At 41.4% G+C, this 19,250-nt stretch carries 11 protein-coding genes; all 11 read left to right on the forward strand.

The genetic code is table 11. The annotated features are described in order from the left end of the window. The first annotated feature begins 406 nt into the window (after positions 1–406). The 11 genes from HMPREF0106_RS19175 to HMPREF0106_RS19125 all read left to right on the forward strand — a co-directional run bounded on the left by HMPREF0106_RS19175 (position 407) and on the right by HMPREF0106_RS19125 (position 19,240). A complete protein-coding gene (locus tag HMPREF0106_RS19175) occupies positions 407–1,396 on the forward strand; it encodes a glycoside hydrolase family 43 protein (RefSeq protein ID WP_009039167.1) in 990 nt (329 codons plus the stop codon). Between the two features lie 105 nt (positions 1,397–1,501). Continuing rightward, entirely contained in the window at positions 1,502–2,074 is a 573-nt protein-coding gene (locus tag HMPREF0106_RS19170; RefSeq protein ID WP_008642808.1) for an RNA polymerase sigma factor, read from the forward strand. 113 nt (positions 2,075–2,187) lie between these two features. After that, positions 2,188–3,390 (forward strand): FecR family protein, encoded by a 1,203-nt coding sequence (locus HMPREF0106_RS19165; RefSeq protein WP_008642810.1) that lies wholly within the window; start codon positions 2,188–2,190, stop codon positions 3,388–3,390. 158 nt (positions 3,391–3,548) lie between these two features. Next, complete coding sequence (locus HMPREF0106_RS19160) at positions 3,549–6,980, forward strand: TonB-dependent receptor (RefSeq protein WP_008642811.1); 3,432 nt, start codon at positions 3,549–3,551, stop codon at positions 6,978–6,980. An 11-nt stretch (positions 6,981–6,991) separates the two neighbouring features. Then, positions 6,992–8,911 carry a RagB/SusD family nutrient uptake outer membrane protein gene (locus tag HMPREF0106_RS19155; protein WP_009039170.1) on the forward strand — a complete coding sequence of 640 codons (1,920 nt, stop codon included), beginning with the start codon at positions 6,992–6,994 and terminating at the stop codon, positions 8,909–8,911. Positions 8,912–8,934: 23 nt separating this feature from the next. After that, complete coding sequence (locus HMPREF0106_RS19150) at positions 8,935–10,254, forward strand: glycoside hydrolase family 76 protein (protein ID WP_009039171.1); 1,320 nt, start codon at positions 8,935–8,937, stop codon at positions 10,252–10,254. Between the two features lie 25 nt (positions 10,255–10,279). Beyond that, on the forward strand, positions 10,280–11,422 hold the full coding sequence (locus tag HMPREF0106_RS19145) for a DUF4972 domain-containing protein (RefSeq protein ID WP_008642816.1): 1,143 nt from the start codon (positions 10,280–10,282) through the stop codon (positions 11,420–11,422). A gap of 22 nt (positions 11,423–11,444) precedes the next feature. Continuing rightward, positions 11,445–12,911, forward strand: a complete 1,467-nt coding sequence (locus tag HMPREF0106_RS19140) for a DUF4972 domain-containing protein (RefSeq protein ID WP_008024233.1) — start codon at positions 11,445–11,447, stop codon at positions 12,909–12,911. A gap of 232 nt (positions 12,912–13,143) precedes the next feature. Beyond that, positions 13,144–14,403, forward strand: coding sequence for a glycoside hydrolase family 76 protein (locus HMPREF0106_RS19135; protein WP_009039173.1), 1,260 nt, complete (start codon positions 13,144–13,146; stop codon positions 14,401–14,403). Between the two features lie 55 nt (positions 14,404–14,458). Continuing rightward, complete coding sequence (locus tag HMPREF0106_RS19130) at positions 14,459–16,936, forward strand: glutaminase domain-containing protein (RefSeq protein WP_009039174.1); 2,478 nt, start codon at positions 14,459–14,461, stop codon at positions 16,934–16,936. A gap of 12 nt (positions 16,937–16,948) precedes the next feature. After that, entirely contained in the window at positions 16,949–19,240 is a 2,292-nt protein-coding gene (locus HMPREF0106_RS19125) for a GH92 family glycosyl hydrolase (RefSeq protein ID WP_004309552.1), read from the forward strand. The last annotated feature ends 10 nt before the right edge of the window (positions 19,241–19,250 follow it).

The raw sequence follows: 19,250 nt of genomic DNA on the forward strand, positions 1-19,250 counted from the left end.
GTTTCTTGTGTTAGATTAATGATTTTATTCCTTTGTGAGGAATGTTACAAAGAACGGAAAAAATAGAAAAAAAGAAGAATATTTTCTGCTCAATAAATAGCAAATTCTCTTCATTATATACACGGATAGAAGAAATAGCTAAAGGAATAGTCAGCATTGTCCCTTTGTTAGATAAAATATCATTGGAATTATATGATATATAAATTAGTAGAATGGTTGATGATAAAAGAGATTTTCTTTTTATGAAAAATTTCTGCCAATAAGACGTTTTAAAGGAAATGTGAAATTTTGATAAACCATCTTTTTTTGCAGATTGGTTAGTATTTATCCTTAATTGGTTTGTATTTATTGAATTTCTAGTTGTTTTTTCTCATCTTTGTGGCACGAACTTTAAAATTGATATTGTATGAAACTGAAGCACCTTATTCTTCTTAGTGTTATTTGCTGTTCCCAGTCTGTATTTGGACAAAAAGCCAATCAACAACCGAAGACGAGTGGTAATCCTGTATTTCCGGGATGGTATGCCGATCCGGAAGGAGTTGTATTTGGAGATGAATACTGGATTTATCCTACGTATTCAGCACCTTATGATGAACAAACCTTCATGGATGCTTTTTCGTCTAAAGACCTGGTGAATTGGACAAAGCACCCGAAAGTGTTATCAAAAGAGAATATTAGTTGGTTTGAACGTGCTTTGTGGGCACCTGCCGTGATTCATGCGAATGATAAATATTATATATTCTTCGGTGCGAATGATATCCAAAGCAATAATGAACTGGGCGGTATTGGTGTAGCTGTGGCCGACAATCCTGCCGGACCATTTAAAGATGCGTTAGGCAAACCTCTGATTGATAAATTTGTAAATGGTGCGCAACCGATCGATCAGTTTGTTTACAAAGACGATGACGGACAGTATTATATGTATTATGGTGGCTGGGGACATTGTAATATGGTGAAACTGGCCCCGGACTTGTTGAGTATCGTACCGTTTGAAGATGATACCCTTTATAAGGAAGTAACCCCCGAAAAATATGTAGAGGGACCTTTTATGTTGAAACGTAACGGAAAATACTATTTTATGTGGTCAGAAGGCGGTTGGACCGGACCAGATTATTGTGTTGCTTATGCCATTGCCGACTCACCGTTCGGACCCTTCAAAAGAGAAGCAAAAATATTACAGAGAGATCCCAAAATTGGAACAGGTGCCGGTCATCATTCAGTTGTAAAAGGGCCGGGAGAGGATGAATGGTACATCATTTATCATCGCCATCCATTGGGTGAAACGGATGGAAACGCTCGTGTGACCTGCGTTGACCGTATGTACTTTGATAAAGATGGAAAAATAAAACCCATAAAGATGACTTTCGAGGGAGTAAAGGCAAGCCCATTGAAGTAAAATCTGAAAAGTTCAGCCCATCCATAATTAATATTTTAATAAAGATGGGCTTTTTTTGATTTATTGTTTTATTTTTGTCCTTGTAAATCAAACATACTTATTATAATGAACTTAGATATACACACTCTTTCCGACTCCCTTTTGTGGAAAAGGTTTCTCGAGGGAGATTCGAGTGCGTATACCCAAATCTATAATCGAACGGTGCAAGATCTGTTTCGATTCGGACTATTATATACTTCAGACAAAGAATTAATTAAAGATTGCATACATGATGTGTTTGTGAAAATTCACATGAATCGTGCAAAGTTAGCCCCAACAGATAATATTGCAGCTTATTTGACGGTAGCGTTGAAAAACACTCTTTTTAATGCGCTAAAAAAAACAACAGATTCTCTTTCGTTTGATGAAATAGGTGAGAGAGAAGAGACGGTTGACGAATCCCCCTCCACTCCGGAAACTATATATATTAATAATGAACAGGAAAAACAAGTTCAGGCAACCGTGCATACTATGATGTCTGTATTGACGGACAGACAGCGTGAAATTATTTATTATCGATATATCAAAGAGATGAGTATCGATGAAATAAGTAAGGTGACAGACATGAATAATCAATCTGTTTCTAACTCCATTCAACGGGCTTTGGGACGTATCCGGGACTTATTTAAGAGAAAATAAGAGAGAATAATCAACCTATTTTTCCTGCCTATCAAAAAAAAGTGGAAAAAACTTCGGAAAAGGTGAGTATAAAATGAAAGTACAACTGTTATTCATACGTAAAGACAATGAAAATGATGAACTCTGAACAAAAACATACAGATTTTTCCCTATATACTTTTGAAGAATTCCTTCAGAATGATTTCTTTATTTCTTCCATGAATCATCCTACGGAAGAAACACAGAAGTTCTGGGATGAATTTGAACAGATGAATCCTTCTAATATAGATGAATATATAGCAGCAAAAAGATATTTGGAGGTTTTTTCAAAAGAGAAAGAAGAAGTACTTTCAAACGAGGAAACGGATGATTTATGGATTCGTATACAGGCAACCAATATAAATAAGGAGAAGGCGAAACGTAAGAACTATTTCTTAATAGGATTGAGCTCGGCGGCCAGTGTTGCTATTCTCGTGGGATGTTTCTTCTTATTAAAGAGTTATTCTTCGGTGCTGGATCCGGATATTGCCACCTTTGCAGTGAATACCAAAGCTGATTTGCCTCTGACGGAAGAAACACTGTTGATTTTGGCGGAAGATAACGTAGTGAGCCTGAAAGAAAAAGAAACGGAGATTACGTATGATTCCGTAGAAATCAAAACAAATCAGGAAAGTATACAAAAGGAAAAATCGGCAGCTTACAATCAATTGGTCATTCCGCGTGGAAAGCGATCGGTGTTGACGTTTGCCGATGGATCTAAAGTCTGGGTGAATGCCGGCACGAGAGTGATTTATCCGGTAGAGTTTGAAAAAGATAAACGTGAAATCTATGTGGACGGAGAAATCTACATAGAAGTAGCCAGAGATGAAAACCGCCCTTTCTATGTGCGGACCAAAGATATGAATGTCAGGGTGCTTGGTACTAAATTTAATGTAACGGCGTATGAGTCGGAAGCAATTAGAAGTGTAGTGCTGGCGCAAGGATGTGTTCAGGTAGAGACAGCCCGGACTCCGAAAGCGATTTTGGCTCCTAATCAGATGTTCAGTTCTGCCGATGGAAAGGAAAATATATCACAAGTAGATGTAGAACAGGCAATATCGTGGATAAATGGACTCTATTGTTTCCAAAGTGCCGATTTGGGAATAGTCTTGCAACGCCTGTCTACCTATTATGGTGTGAATGTTGAATTTGACCCAGCGCTAAGTAAAATAAAATGTTCCGGAAAAATCGATTTGAAAGACAACTTTGAAACAGTTATTAATGGATTAACCTTTGTTGCACCAATTTCTTATGCCTATGATGAACAATATAAAACGTATCGAGTAGTAAAGAAATAGATATAAAAAATAAGATAATAAACTAATCTAACTCCCGTATTTTATGGTAATTATTGAAGAGAGTGGATGATACGAACTATCATCCAGATGGGACTTGTGTGCCTATGAATGTTTATATACAGAAAATAATATTATGAGAAATTTTTAACATGTTTAATATGAAAAATGCAATTAGAGAACGAAAGAGTAAGGTTCTCGGGCTATTCCTGTGCTTTTTACTTCTCGGAATAGACTACTCTTTCGCAAGTTACAACAATTATTCTCAATTTAAGACCCTTTCGGTCAGCATGAGTAACTCGACGTTGAGAGAAGTGCTTAAAACAATAGAGAAAAGTAGTCAATTTGTTTTCTTCTATTTAGATGACGCTGTCAACTTAGAACGTAAGGTATCTATCGACAGTAAGAATAAAAATATAGAAGAAATCCTTTCTGAACTTTTCGAAGGTACTTCGTGTACTTATCGGATCTCTGACAGGCAAATATTTATTTCCGGAAAAGCCCCTGCTTCAACCGAACAGCAACAGAATAAGCGGAAAATATCCGGACGTGTCACTGATATAAAAGGAGAGCCGCTTATTGGGGTCAACGTTACTGTGGATGGAGATGCAAACGGTTCGATTACAAATATGGATGGTTTGTATGAGATATTCGTAACCAAGAAGAGCGTAGTGCTTAAATTTACCTATATCGGGTTTAAAACTTCTGAAATACGAACCAATGCTTCGACCAACATTTATGATGTCACCTTGGAAGAACAGGTCAACGAATTGGAAGAGACTGTTATTGTGGGTTATGGTACCCAGCGTAAAATAAGTAATATCGGTGCACAGTCTTCCATGAAGATGGAAGATATTAAGACGCCTTCTGCCAGTTTAACAACTACATTGGCAGGTCGTTTGGCGGGTGTTGTGGCTGTACAACGTACAGGAGAACCGGGAAAAGATGCTGCTGATATCTGGATTCGTGGTATTTCCACTCCCAACACTTCTTCTCCGCTAGTATTGGTGGATGGAGTGGAACGTTCGTTCAATGACATCGATCCGGAAGATATTGAATCGTTGACAACGCTGAAAGATGCATCAGCAACAGCTGTGTATGGTGTACGTGGTGCCAATGGCGTAATTTTGATTAAAACCAAACCGGGAAAGGTAGGAAAACCGACAGTGAGCGCGGATTATTATGAATCGTTTACCCGTTTCACGAAGATGGTTGATTTGGCAGATGGTATCACTTATATGAATGCAGCCAACGAGGCAATGCGTAATGACGGTATTGCTACGAAATATACAGAAGATCAGATACGTAACACGATTGCTGGTAAGGATCCTTATCTATATCCGAATGTGGATTGGTTGAAAGAAATCTTTAATGATTGGGGACATAATCGCCGTGTGAATGTAAATGTACGCGGTGGTAGCGAGAAAGTCGCTTATTATGCATCAGTCAGCTACTTTAATGAGACAGGTATGACGGTGACTGATAAGAATATCGACACCTATGATTCTAAAATGAAATATAGCCGTTATAACTTTACTACCAATTTGAATATCGACGTAACTCCTACTACTAAGGTCGAGATCGGTGCGCAAGGTTATCTGGGAGAAGGAAACTATCCGGCCATCTCTTCTGCCGATTTGTATAATGCGGCAATGTCTATCTCACCGGTTGAATATCCGAAGATGTTCTTTGTTAATGGAGAAGCCTTTGTGCCGGGAACTTCAACCAATAATAACTTTAACAACCCTTATTCACAGGCTACACGTCGTGGTTATGACAACCTGACGAAAAATCAGATTTACTCTAATTTGCGCGTCACACAGGATTTGGATATGCTTACGAAAGGACTGAAACTGACTGCTATGTATGCATTCGACGTATACAATGAGATACATGTACATCAGGACCGTGCAGAGTCTACCTACAACTTCCTGGACACTAGTGTTCCTTACGATATGAATGGACAACCTATTCTGCAACGTATTTATGAAGGAAGTAACGTGTTAAGCTATAAACAGGAAACGAGTGGTAACAAAAAGACCTATTTGGAGGCTTCCTTGAACTATGACCGGACATTCAACGACGATCATCGTGTTAGTGCGTTATTCCTGTTCAATCAGCAATCCAAACTATTATATCCGAAAGGGACATTGGAAGATGCGATTCCATATCGTATGATGGGTATTGCCGGTCGTGCCACTTATTCATGGAAAGACCGTTACTTCGCAGAGTTCAACATCGGTTATAACGGTGCCGAGAACTTTTCGCCTAAACATCGTTTCGGAACTTTCCCTGCATTTGGTGTAGGATGGGTTGTTTCAAATGAGAAATTCTGGCAACCTCTGTCGAAGGCAGTTTCTTTCTTGAAGATACGTTATACGGATGGTAAAGTGGGTAATAGCGAAGTTTCCGACCGTCGTTTCATGTATCTGGATCAGATGAAAGAAAATGGAGACTATGGTTATAAATTCGGACCGAATGGAACTAAGTGGTCCGGTTATGAAACAGTGAATATGGCTGTTGACCTGATTTGGGAAGAATCTCGCAAACAAGACCTGGGTATTGACCTTAAGCTATTTAATGACGATCTGTCTATTGTATTCGACTTGTTTAAAGAACGTCGTGAAAACATCTTGTTGAAGCGTGAACATTCTATACCTTCATTCTTGGGATACAACACATCTGCTCCTTACGGAAACATCGGTATCATAGAAAATAAAGGATTTGATGGAACGATCGAGTATAACAAGCGTATCAATAAAGACTGGGTAATTGCGCTTCGTGGTAATGTCACCTTTAATAAGGATAAATGGATTCAGGGAGAATTGCCGGAACAGAAATACGAATGGATGAACCAATATGGGCACAACATCAATGGAGTGAAAGGATATGTTGCCGAGGGGCTGTTCACTCAAGCTGAAATAGATGATATGGCACGCTGGGAATCTTTGTCGGATGCCAATAAAGCCATTACTCCCAAACCGTTTGCATCACAGTTTGGAACAGTGAAAGCCGGAGATATCAAATACAAGGATTTAAACAATGACGGTCAGATAGACGCATACGACCAGACTTACATTTCTCGTGGTGATGTGCCGACAACTGTCTATGGTTTCGGATTTACAATAGGTTGGAAAGACTTGTCTGTGGGTATGATGTTCCAGGGCGTAGCAGGAGCCGAACGTGTTTTGAATGGTAGCAGTGTTAATCCGTTTAATGGCGGTGGTGGTAGTGGTAACCTTTACTCTAATATTGGCGACCGTTGGACAGAGGACAATCCGGATCAGAATGCCTTTTATCCGCGTTTGTCTTATGGAAGTGAAACAACCAGTAATATTAATAACTTCCAGAAAAGTACCTGGTGGGTGCGTAACATGAACTTCCTGCGTTTGAAGACATTGCAGATTTCTTATAATCTGCCTAAACCCTGGGTGAATAAAGTTCATCTGAAGAATGCGGCTGTATATGTAATGGGAACTAACCTGTTCACTTTGAGCCGTTTCAAATTGTGGGATCCGGAGTTGAATACCGATAATGGTGCTTCTTATCCGAATACGACTTCTTATTCAGTTGGTATTAATTTCACATTCTAAACAAAAAGATAATGAAAAAATATAATTATATAATCGTTAGTTTGCTGGCGTGTCTCTTGACGACATCTTGTAATGACTATTTTGACCAGGTGCCTGATGACCGTTTATCACTCAAGGAGATTTTCACAACCAGAGATGGAGCCTTGCGGTATCTTTCGAACGTATACACATTCTTACCGGATGAATTTAACCAACGTCAGGTGCATGAAACAAGTCTGTACCGTACTCCCGGTCCTTGGACAGGCTCCAGCGACGAAGCAGAGTGGACAAATGACAATAAAGGGAAATTGATAAATAACAACTCTATCGATGCGACGGAAGGAACGATGGTATTGTATCGCTGGAAGAGCTGGTTTTCAGGTATTCATGAAGCGGCAGTATTTACAGAAAATGTAGATCAGGCACCGCTGACTGTTACAGAAAGAAATCAATGGAAAGCGGAAGCAAGAGCTTTGCGGGCGATCTACTATTTTTATCTAGTACGTACTTATGGCCCGGTTCCTTTGCTTGAAAAGGACTTCCCGATGGATACTCCGAGTGATGAGTTGCAACTCCCGCGTAATACGGTAGACGAGTGTTTCGATTTTATCGTATCAGAGTTGAAAGGTGCGCAAAACGATGGTTTACTGGACGATGCTTCTACCGACAAAGTGTCCGGATATGGCCGTATTGATAAGGCGATTGCACAGGCGTTTATCATCGAGGCATTGACTTATCGTGCCAGCTGGTTATTTAATGGAGAGTGCAATTACTATTCTGACTTGGCTAATACGGACGGAACAAAGCTGTTCCCTAACAAACCGGACGAAGCTACCAAACGTGCCAATTGGCAGAAAGTGATTAATGAATGTAACACTTTCTTCTCTAATTACGGAAGTCGTTATCATTTGATGTATACCAATAAGGACGGTGTTTCTGTTTCCGGTCCGGACTTGGAAGGCTTCAGCCCGACAGAATCTTATCGCCGTGCAGTAAGAACCCTGTTTTCTGAAATGGGTAACAATAAAGAAATGATTTTCTATCGTTTGGATAATGCTGCCGGAACCATGCAGTACGACCGTATGCCGAATAGATCCGGTAATACGACCAACTATAGAGGTGGTAGCTTGTTGGGAGCAACCCAAGAAATGGTAGATGCCTATTTCATGTCAAACGGAGAATCTCCTATTTCCGGTTATAGTGCTGACGGAGTCACTCCGATTATCAACGAAAAATCCGATTATGTAGAAGAGGGAGTTTCTACAACAGAATACAAAGGAACAGACGGTACCTTATATGCACCGACAGGAACCAGAATGATGTATGTTAATCGTGAACCTCGTTTTTATGTAGACATTACCTTTAGTAATTCAAAATGGTTTGATGGAACAGAAGGCGATTATATAGTAGATTTCACTTATAGCGGAAGTTGTGGTAAAGAACAAGGTAGCAATGACTATACAAGTACAGGCTATTTGGTGCGTAAAGGAATGGATTCCGGCGATCGTAACCAGAACTTGGTTTGTGTGCTCTTGCGTCTGACTAATATTTATTTTGACTATATCGAAGCGCTTGCACATGTCAGCCCGACTCATGAAGACATCTGGACATATATGAACATGATCCGTAAGCGTGCGGGTATTCCGGGATACGGTGAAACAGTCAATCTGCCTAAACCGACTACAACGGAAGAAGTCATGGAGCTGATTCGTAAGGAGAAACGCATTGAGTTGAGTTTCGAAAACTGCCGTTATTTTGATGTACGTCGCTGGGGATTGGTAAATGAGTATTTCAACAAAGCAATTCACGGTATGAATGTCAATTATGACGGAAATGAATTCTTCAAACGTACGGAGATTGTGAAGCGTATTTTTGACCGTCAGTACTTCTTCCCTATACCACAGGGCGAAATTGATATTGATAAAAACTTGGTTCAGAATACAGGATTCTAAATACTGATTATAAAATAGAAATTATGATGAAACAATATATTTTCTCTGCAGTTTGTCTCATGTCCGGTGTCCTTTGTATGTCCTCTTGCAATGAGGATAAACAGGCAAAGCCATATACCCCGGATTACGAGATTGTACCGGAGTATACCAATGCGGATACCTGGACTGCCTATGAAGCATTTAATGATAACTTGCTGGATCCCGATAAGAACATTTATAAAACAAGTACCGCTTATACTGCTGCTACCGACCGTAATAACGGAGCTGCTGCGATCTGGTGCCAGCCGATCTATTGGGATATGGCCATGAACGCATATAAACGTGCAAAAGCGGAAGGAGATACAGAAAGAGAAAACAAATACAAGCAGTTGTGTGATGATTTGTTTGCCGGAAATAAAGCACATTATGTAAACTTTGATTTCGACGATAATAATGAGAATACCGGCTGGTTTATCTATGATGATATACAGTGGTGGACCATTACTTTGGCACGTGCTTACGAATTATTTAAAGTGGAAGAGTATCGCAGTTTGGCAGAAGCAAGTTTTGCACGTGTATGGTACGGTTCTCCCCGCGTAGGTGATACGGGTTCTTATGCAGATCCTGAAAAGAATTTGGGTGGAGGTATGTTCTGGCAATGGCAGCCTATCGGCAATCCGAATGAAAATGCTGCCGGTGATGGTAAGATGGCTTGTATTAATTTCCCGACTGTGGTAGCTGCATTGACCCTTTACAATAACGTTCCTACCGATCGTGTGGCTGATCCGAATCCGGAAAGCTGGAGTAATAAGTACGGTGATTTTACCCGTCCGCATTATGAAACGAAGGAAGCTTATCTGGCAAAAGGAAAAGAAATCTATGAATGGGCTGTGAAGAATCTGGTAGACAGCAATACCGGAGAGGTTGCCGACAGCAAGCATGGTGAAGGCAATCCGGCATGGTCGGACCATGTATACAATCAGGCCACTTTTATCGGAGCTTCGTTATTGCTTTATAAAGCTACCGGTGAGAAAACATATTTGGACAATGCAATTTTAGGAGCTGACTATACAATGAATACCATGTCCGAAACGTACGATTTACTGCCGTTCGAGAGTGGCGTGGAACAGGGTATTTATACCGCTATCTTTGCGGAATACATGGCCATGCTGGTGAATGGTGGCCAGACCCAGTACGTACCGTTCTTGAAACGTAACATTAATTACGGCTGGGCTAATCGCGACCGGACACGTAATTTGTGTGGTGGCGAATATCATAAGGCACAGATAGAAGGCGCTACTATTGACAGCTATAGTGCATCCGGAATACCGGCATTGATGTTGTTGTTTCCGGCAGATAAATAATTGTAACCCATAAAAAAGAAGAATAATGAATACGAAATATTCAAATTGGAAAATGTGGTATTATGTGTTATGCATGGTACTGACACTTCAATTGGCGGCTTGTTCTGAAGAAACGCATGACGAGTATACTGCGGCTCCTGAAATAGAAGATACCTATATCGACCAACTGGATGCATTGATTGCTGAAATGACCGATTTGCAGCAAAATTCAGACTACGGAGATAAGAAAGGACAGTACCCCACCGAAAGCCGGGCAATTCTGACAGATGCGATAGATGATGCCAATCGTGCGGTACTTTTAATCAAATATCAGCAACCCTCTCCGTCGGAAAGTGAGAAACAACGCTATGTGGCAGAAGCCAAGGCGTCTATAGAACAGTTCAAGAGTACGATCCGTACAGAAGACGCTGAAACAACACCGGCTGAACTGTTTGTGGACGGACGTGGTGATGGTGGTTCTTATATCGATTTCGGACGTAGCGAAGAATATGTCAATTTCGGAACCGAAGGAAATCAAGCCTTTACTGTTGAGTTTTGGGTGAAAGTAACCAAAGGTGGTGGAAAAGACCAGAATGTGTTCCTGTCAACTTATATGGGCGGTGACGGATGGCGTAATGGCTGGATGATGTATTGGCGTAATGCAGACGGTGGTATTTATCGTGCAACTTGGGGCGAAACAGGAGGAAATATCTGTGAACCGTCACTAAAGGCACCGGAAGATGGAGAATGGCAACATTTCTTGTTTGTGTACAGTGATAAAGGCTTGCCGGGCAGTCCGGAGCTTCGTGCGAAATTGTATGTGAACGGAGAAGTGAAAACAACCGAGGGAAGCGTGGGTAACAGGTTCTATAATTCGAGCAACTATGCCAACTATAATGCACCGATGACCGCTTTCGGACGTTATATGCGTACCAGTGATAATCTGTTTGAAGAAGGCTTTGCCGGTTATATGAAGAAAATCCGTATCTGGAAAAGCGCAAAGGATAACGAATATGTTCAGAATTCTTATAATGGAACGGCTGAAGTGACGGGTAAAGAAGCAGACTTGGCGGCAGCATGGGATTTCATGACCAAACCTTCCGGTTCGGGTAATGAAGTAATAGACCTGACAGGCCGTCATACTGCTAAGATTATCGGTACTTACGAGTGGCAACGTATTGTTGAATAATAATGTAAAAACGATGAAAAACATGAAATGTTTAACTAATAAATGGAGAGAGGGAGCAATGCTCCTCTCTTTCCTCCTGATTTCTAGTCTGGCAGGGATATTTACCGCTTGTGACGATATTGAAGACGAGTATATAACAGATACACAATTAAGTATCTTACGGGAAAGTCGTACGTCATTGAACTATTTATTGAAAAATTCAACCTACGGAACTGCTCCCGGAACATATCCTGAAACCGGAAAGGATATATTAAATGCTGCTATTACCGAGTTGGATGCACTGATAACACGGGTAGAAGCTGGCGAAGAACTGGATGAAACAACTTTGGAAGCTGCTGTAGCAAAGGTAAATCAAGCGATTGACGAGTTTAAAAATTCAAAATATTATAATCTGTCTCCGGAAGCACAGCAATATATCAATAATTTACTGGCTAAGGCGGATGAAATACTTGCAATCGTTAATGATGAAACGAAGTGGGGAAATCATCAGGGACAATATCCGGTAGAAAATAAGTCGGTTTTGGAGAGTGCAGCTAAAGACTTGGAAAGTCTGGCTGAAAGAATCAAATCCGGTTCCATCACAGATATGACGCAGGAGATTTATGATGAGGCTATTGCTGCTGCCGATAAGAAAGTAGAAGAAGTCGAAGATTCTGCATGGCCGGATAACAGTCAGATTACCTGGAATCTGTTTGTAGACGGAAATGCCGGTTCTTATATAGACTTTGGTTATAGCGAGGATTATGTGAAGTTTGGAGAGGATGACAATCAGGCATTTACGATTGAACTTTGGGTGAATATTAAAGAATATTGCAATAAGCAGGGAGAAGACAACTGTACTTTCCTTTCTACCATGACAAACGATCCTCATTGGAGCGGATGGCGTGCCCAGGATCGTACAAAGGGATTGTTGAGAACAATGGTTGCTCACTGGCAAGATAATAATCACACAAATCCACAAGAATGGGAACCGGGATGGAAAAAGTCGGACAACTGGACCAAAGATCGTTGGACGCATTATGCATTCCTCTTCAGGGATAAGGGATTGCCGGGATTTGATACTCCGACAGATGTGAAGTGCTATTCCATGATTGATGGTACGAGACAAGGTGAAGTCATTCGTGTGGGTGAGTCCTGGAGAACGTATATCAATAAACAATCCATAGCCAATCAGATTAAAATGACCGGATTCTGTATGATGGACAATAATGGAAACCGTAACGAATGGTTCTCCGGTTACATAAAGAAGATACGTATCTGGAAAACAAACCGGACAGAAAATCAGGTATATGCTTCTTATATGGGGAATGAAGAAGGTGTAAGTGCCGATAATCCGAATTTGGTAGAAGCCTGGGATTTTGAAGTGAAAGGTGATCAGCCTACTCAAAGTGCTACCAGAACAATTACAGGTTTGAAAGGTCATACAGCAACATTAGTTGGTGATAACTGGCAATGGATTGAATCCACAGACATTACAGATAACAAATAATTGTTTACCGGGATGAGTTTTCAATAGGTAGATTAAATATTCCCCTTATCTCTGTCATAAGGACAGAGTAAGGGGAAATTATTCTCCAATAACCCTTTATTAATCCTTTATTTTTATTGTAGAAAAGTGTTTTGGTCTGTATTTGTTCTTTATTGAATAAATATTATCGTTTTTTTTCAGCTATTTCTGCAATCTTTGTAACAGGAAAAATACTATAAACTTATAAATTATCATGAAAAGCAAAATTCTTTTGGCTCTGACACTACTATTGGGAGTATCAACTACCACATGGGCAGTCGGTAATTTAGGAAAAGCAAACCAGAAGAAGCATGCGTATATGAACGAAGATGTATGGGCAGCTTATGAAGGATTTAATAATACACTACTAGACTCCAATAAATATATTTACAAGACAAATTCGTCCTATCCAAGTGCTGTTGACCGTGGCAATGGAGCAGCGGCTATCTGGTGTCAGCCTATTTATTGGGATATGGCAATGAATGCCTATAAACTGGCAAAGGCACAGAAAGACAGAAAGAAGACAAGTTATTATAAAACACTCTGCGAGAAAATATTCGCAGGGAACAAAGCGCAATATTGCCAGTTCGATTTTGATGATAACAATGAAAATACCGGCTGGTTCATCTACGATGACATCATGTGGTGGACTATCAGCCTGGCACGCGGCTACGAACTTTTTGGAGTGGATGAATATCTGAAACTCTCGGAAGCCAGTTTCAAACGGGTATGGTATGGCTCGGAAAAAGTGGGTGATACCGGTTCGTATGACAAAGAAAACGGAGGTATGTTCTGGCAATGGCAACCCATTCAAAATCCGAAACCGAATAAATTCGGTGATGGAAAGATGGCATGTATCAACTTTCCGACAGTTGTTGCAGCATTAACCCTCTACAATAACGTACCTGAAAATAGAAAAGAATCGACCGACAAACGGCCGGATTATCAGACGAAAGCTCAATATCTTGCCAAAGGTAAAGAAATCTATGAATGGGGAGTGGAAAATCTCTTGGATAAAGCAACAGGAAAGATTGCCGATAGCCGTCATGGAAATGGCAATCCCGCATGGAAAGCGCATGTATACAACCAGGCAACCTTTATCGGAGCGTCCATACTGCTTTATAAGGCGACCGGAGAGAAACGTTATCTGGACAATGCTATTCTGGCAGCAGACTATACAGTGAAAGATATGTCTGCAGACCATAAAGTGCTACCTTTCGAAGGTGGTATTGAACAGGGTATCTATACTGCCATCTTTGCGGAATACATGGCATGGTTGGTGTATGATTGCGGACAAACCCAATATCTCCCGTTCCTGAAACGTACCATCAAAACAGGTTGGGCAAACAGAGATAAGACACGGAACGTATGTGGAGGCGAATACTATAAAAAGTTGCCGGAAGGTGCGGAAATCGACAGTTATTCTGCTTCCGGTATACCGGCATTGATGCTTTTGTTTCCGGCTAAAAAATAAATAGAAAACGACGGAATTTGCGTAAAATAGATTAAATAAACAGGTGATTTAAATTATGAAACAACAACTGATGATGCTGTTACTGGGAACAGCTTCTGTATTTTGTAGCTGTGAGACCCAGGTAGAACAGCACGAGAAGAATGAATTACGTGCTCCGGCATATCCGCTGGTGACAATTGATCCTTATACTAGTGCATGGTCTACTACGGACAATCTATACGACAGTCCTGTAAAACATTGGACAGGCAAGGATTTCTCTTTACTTGGTGTTGCAAAAGTAGACGGACAAACCTACCGTTTCATGGGAACGGAAGAACTGGAACTACGTCCTTTGGTAAAGACATCCGAACAAGGTAGCTGGACAGGAAAGTATACCACTCAACAACCTGCTGACGGATGGCAGAATATCGGATTCAATGATAAAGCCTGGAAAGAAGGCGAAGCTGCCTTCGGAACCATGGAGAATGAACATACAGCTAAAACCCAATGGGGTGAAGAATTTATCTGGGTACGCCGGGTAGCTGATATTCAGGAAGATTTGACAGGAAAAAATGTATATCTTGAATTCTCTCACGACGATGATGCTATTATTTATATCAACGGCATCAAAGTGGTAGATACAGGTAATGCTTGTAAAAAGAACGAACGGGTGAAACTGTCGGAAGAAGTAGTAGCTTCTTTGAAACCGGGTGAAAATCTGATTGCAAGTTATTGTCATAACCGGGTAGGAAACGGACTGTTGGATTTCGGATTGCTGGTAGAACTGGACGGTTACCGTTCTTTCCATCAAACAGCGCAACAAACTTCTGCAGATGTACAACCCATGCAGACTTATTATACATTTACTTGTGGTCCGGTAGATCTGAAACTGACATTTACCGCTCCTATGTTTATGGATAATCTGGATTTGTTGTCACGTCCGGTCAACTACATTTCTTATGAAGTAGCTTCCAATGACGGTCAGAAACATCAGGTAGAGTTGTATTTCGAAGCATCTCCGCAATGGGCAATCGACCAACCTCACCAGGAGTCTGTTGCTGACAATTTTACTGATGGTGATTTGTTATTCCTTCGTACCGGAAGCCGCAATCAGGGGATTCTGAAGAAGAAAGGTGATGATGTTCGTATCGACTGGGGACATTTCTATCTGGCAGCTGAAAAGAAAAACAGCACATCTGCAATCGGTGACGGCAGAGAGCTGCGCAAGAACTTCGTAGCCAATAAACTGGAAGCTCCTACCACAAACGGTTATGATAAACTGGCTTTGGTACGTTCATTGGGCGAAACACAAAAAGCTGATGGCCATCTGTTGATCGGGTATGATGATATTTATTCTATCCAATACTTTGGTGATAACCTGCGTCCTTACTGGAACCGTGAGGGTAATGAAACGATTGTTTCCCAATTCCAGAAAGCAGAGAAAGAATACAAGACACAAATGAAGAATAGCGCTGCTTTCGACAAGAAACTGATGGAAGAAGCTACTGCTGCCGGTGGACGTAAATATGCCGAACTTTGTGCATTGGCTTATCGTCAGGCATTGGCTGCACATAAACTGGTACAGGCTCCGAACGGCGACTTGGTATTCCTTTCTAAGGAGAACTTCAGTAATGGTTCCATCGGAACAGTCGACCTGACTTATCCGGGAGCTCCGTTGCTTTTATACTACAATCCGGAATTGGTGAAAGCTACCATGAACCATATCTTCTATTATAGCGAAAGCGGAAAATGGGCGAAACCATTTGCTGCACATGATGTCGGTACTTATCCATTGGCTAACGGCCAGACTTATGGCGGTGATATGCCGGTAGAAGAATCGGGTAATATGGTAGTGTTGGCTGCTGCCATTGCCAAGGTAGAAGGTAATGCAGATTACGCACAGAAACACTGGGAAACCCTGACTACGTGGACAGACTATCTGGTAGAGAACGGACTTGATCCGGCCAACCAACTTTGTACCGATGACTTTGCAGGTCACTTTGCACACAATGCCAACCTTTCTATCAAAGCAATCATGGGTGTTGCTTCATACGGTTATCTGGCAGATATGCTGGGCAAAAAAGACGTGGCTGAAAAGTACACACAGAAAGCGAAAGAAATGGCTGCCGAATGGGTGAAAATGGCTGATGATGGTGACCACTATCGTCTCACATTTGACAAACCGGGAACATGGAGCCAGAAGTATAACTTGGTGTGGGATAAACTGTTGAATCTGCAAATCTTCCCTAAAAATGTTGCAGAAACGGAAATAGCTTACTATCTTTCGAAGCAAAATAAATATGGTCTTCCGTTGGATAACCGTGAAACATACACAAAGACCGACTGGATCATGTGGACAGCTACATTGGCAAATGACAAAGCTACCTTTGAGAAATTTATCGAACCCGTATATCTGTTTATGAACGTTACACCTAACCGTGTTCCGATGTCCGACTGGGTATTTACAGACGAACCGAATCAAAGAGGCTTCCAGGCACGTTCCGTTGTAGGTGGATATTATATCAAAATGCTTGAAGGAAAACTGATTAAATAAAACAAAAATACCATGAAGAAACTAGCTCTATTCGCTTTTACGTTACTTAGTGCATGGGCTATGACTGCAAAAACAATTACCGGACCGGTGGACTATGTTAGTCCGCTGGTTGGTACGCAGTCAAAGCACGCATTATCTACCGGAAATACTTACCCTGCCATTGCGCTGCCTTGGGGAATGAACTTTTGGGTTCCGCAGACTGGTAAAATGGGCGATGGATGGGCCTATACGTATGACGCTGACAAGATCAGAGGATTCAAACAAACCCATCAGCCAAGTCCCTGGATCAATGATTACGGTCAATTTGCCATCATGCCGGTAACCGGTAAGGCAGTATTTAATCAGGATGAGCGTGCCAGTTGGTTCTCTCATAAAGCTGAAACGGCTACTCCTTATTATTATAAAGTATATCTTGCCGATCATGATGTAGTGACCGAAATTGCTCCGACAGAGAGAGCGGCTGCTTTTCGTTTCACTTTCCCCGAAAACGACCACTCTTATGTAGTGGTAGACGCTTTTGATAAAGGCTCGTTTGTGAAAGTAATCCCTTCGGAGAACAAGATTATCGGTTATACCACTAAAAACAGCGGTGGTGTTCCTGCCAACTTTAAAAACTACTTTGTACTGGTATTCGACAAACCGTTTACTTATACGGCTGCCGTAGCCAGTGGTGTGATTGACACCAACAAACTGGAAGCGACAGACAATCATGCCGGTGCACTGATCGGTTTCAAAACCCGCAAGGGCGAACAGGTAAATGTGCGTGTAGCTTCCTCTTTTATCAGCCCTGAACAGGCGGAACTGAACCTGAAAGAGCTGGGTACGGACAACATTGAACAGATTGCAGCGAAAGGCCGCAAGGTATGGAACGATGTTTTAGGACGTATTGAAGTGAAAGACGATGATATCGATCATTTGCGTACCTTCTACTCTTGTCTGTATCGTTCAGTATTATTTCCCAGAAGTTTCTACGAGATAGATGCTAAAGGAAACGTGATGCACTACAGCCCTTATAACGGTGAAGTGCTTCCGGGATATATGTTTACCGATACCGGTTTCTGGGATACGTTCCGTTGTCTGTTCCCATTCCTTAACCTGATGTATCCATCCATGAACACAAAGATGCAGGAAGGACTGGTGAACACTTATAAAGAAAGCGGATTCCTGCCGGAATGGGCAAGTCCGGGACACAGAGGTTGCATGGTTGGAAACAACTCCGCTTCTGTCGTTGCCGATGCTTACCTGAAAGGATTGAAAGGATACGATATCGAGACATTGTGGGAAGCCGTGAAACACGGAGCGAATGCAGTGCATCCGAATGTTCGTTCTACCGGACGATTAGGACATGAGTATTACAATAAATTGGGATATGTACCTTATAATGTAGGTATTAACGAGAATGCAGCCCGTACACTGGAATATGCATACGATGACTGGTGTATCTATCAATTGGGTAAAGCCTTGAAGAAACCGAAAAAAGAGATTGAAATCTTTGCAAAGCGTGCAATGAATTATAAGAATCTCTACGATCCCGAGCACAAACTGATGCGTGGCAAGAATGAAGACGGTACGTTCCAGTCTCCGTTCAATCCGTTGAAGTGGGGGGATGCCTTTACGGAAGGTAATAGCTGGCATTATACCTGGTCGGTATTCCACGATCCTCAAGGTCTGATTGACCTGATGGGAGGTAAAGACGGATTCAACCAGATGATGGATTCTGTATTTATCCTTCCTCCGATTTTCGATGAAAGTTATTATAGAGCCGTTATTCATGAAATCCGTGAAATGCAGATTATGAACATGGGCAACTATGCACATGGCAACCAGCCGATTCAGCACATGCTCTATATGTACAACTATTCCGGCCAACCCTGGAAAGCGCAACATTGGATTCGTGAAGTGATGGACAAACTTTATACTCCTGCTCCCGACGGTTATTGCGGTGATGAGGACAACGGCCAGACTTCTGCCTGGTATGTATTCTCGGCAATGGGATTCTATCCGGTATGTCCGGGTACGGATGAATATGTCTTGGGTACTCCCTACTTCAAGGAGATGAAGCTGCATCTGGAAAACGGAAAGACGGTGACTATCTCTGCTCCGAATAACGGAGACGACAAGCGTTACATTTCATCAATGACATTGAACGGTAAAGAATATACCAAAAACTATCTGACCCATCAGGACCTGTTGAATGGCGCTAGCATTTCTTACAAAATGGATGCGAAACCCAATCAGCAACGTGGTACCAAAGAGTCCGATTTCCCTTATTCTTTCTCTAACGAATTTAAAAAGAAGAAGTAATCATGAAGAA

It is taken from the genome of Bacteroides sp. D22 (genome assembly GCF_000163675.1).
Taxonomy (GTDB): Bacteria; Bacteroidota; Bacteroidia; order Bacteroidales; family Bacteroidaceae; genus Bacteroides; species Bacteroides xylanisolvens.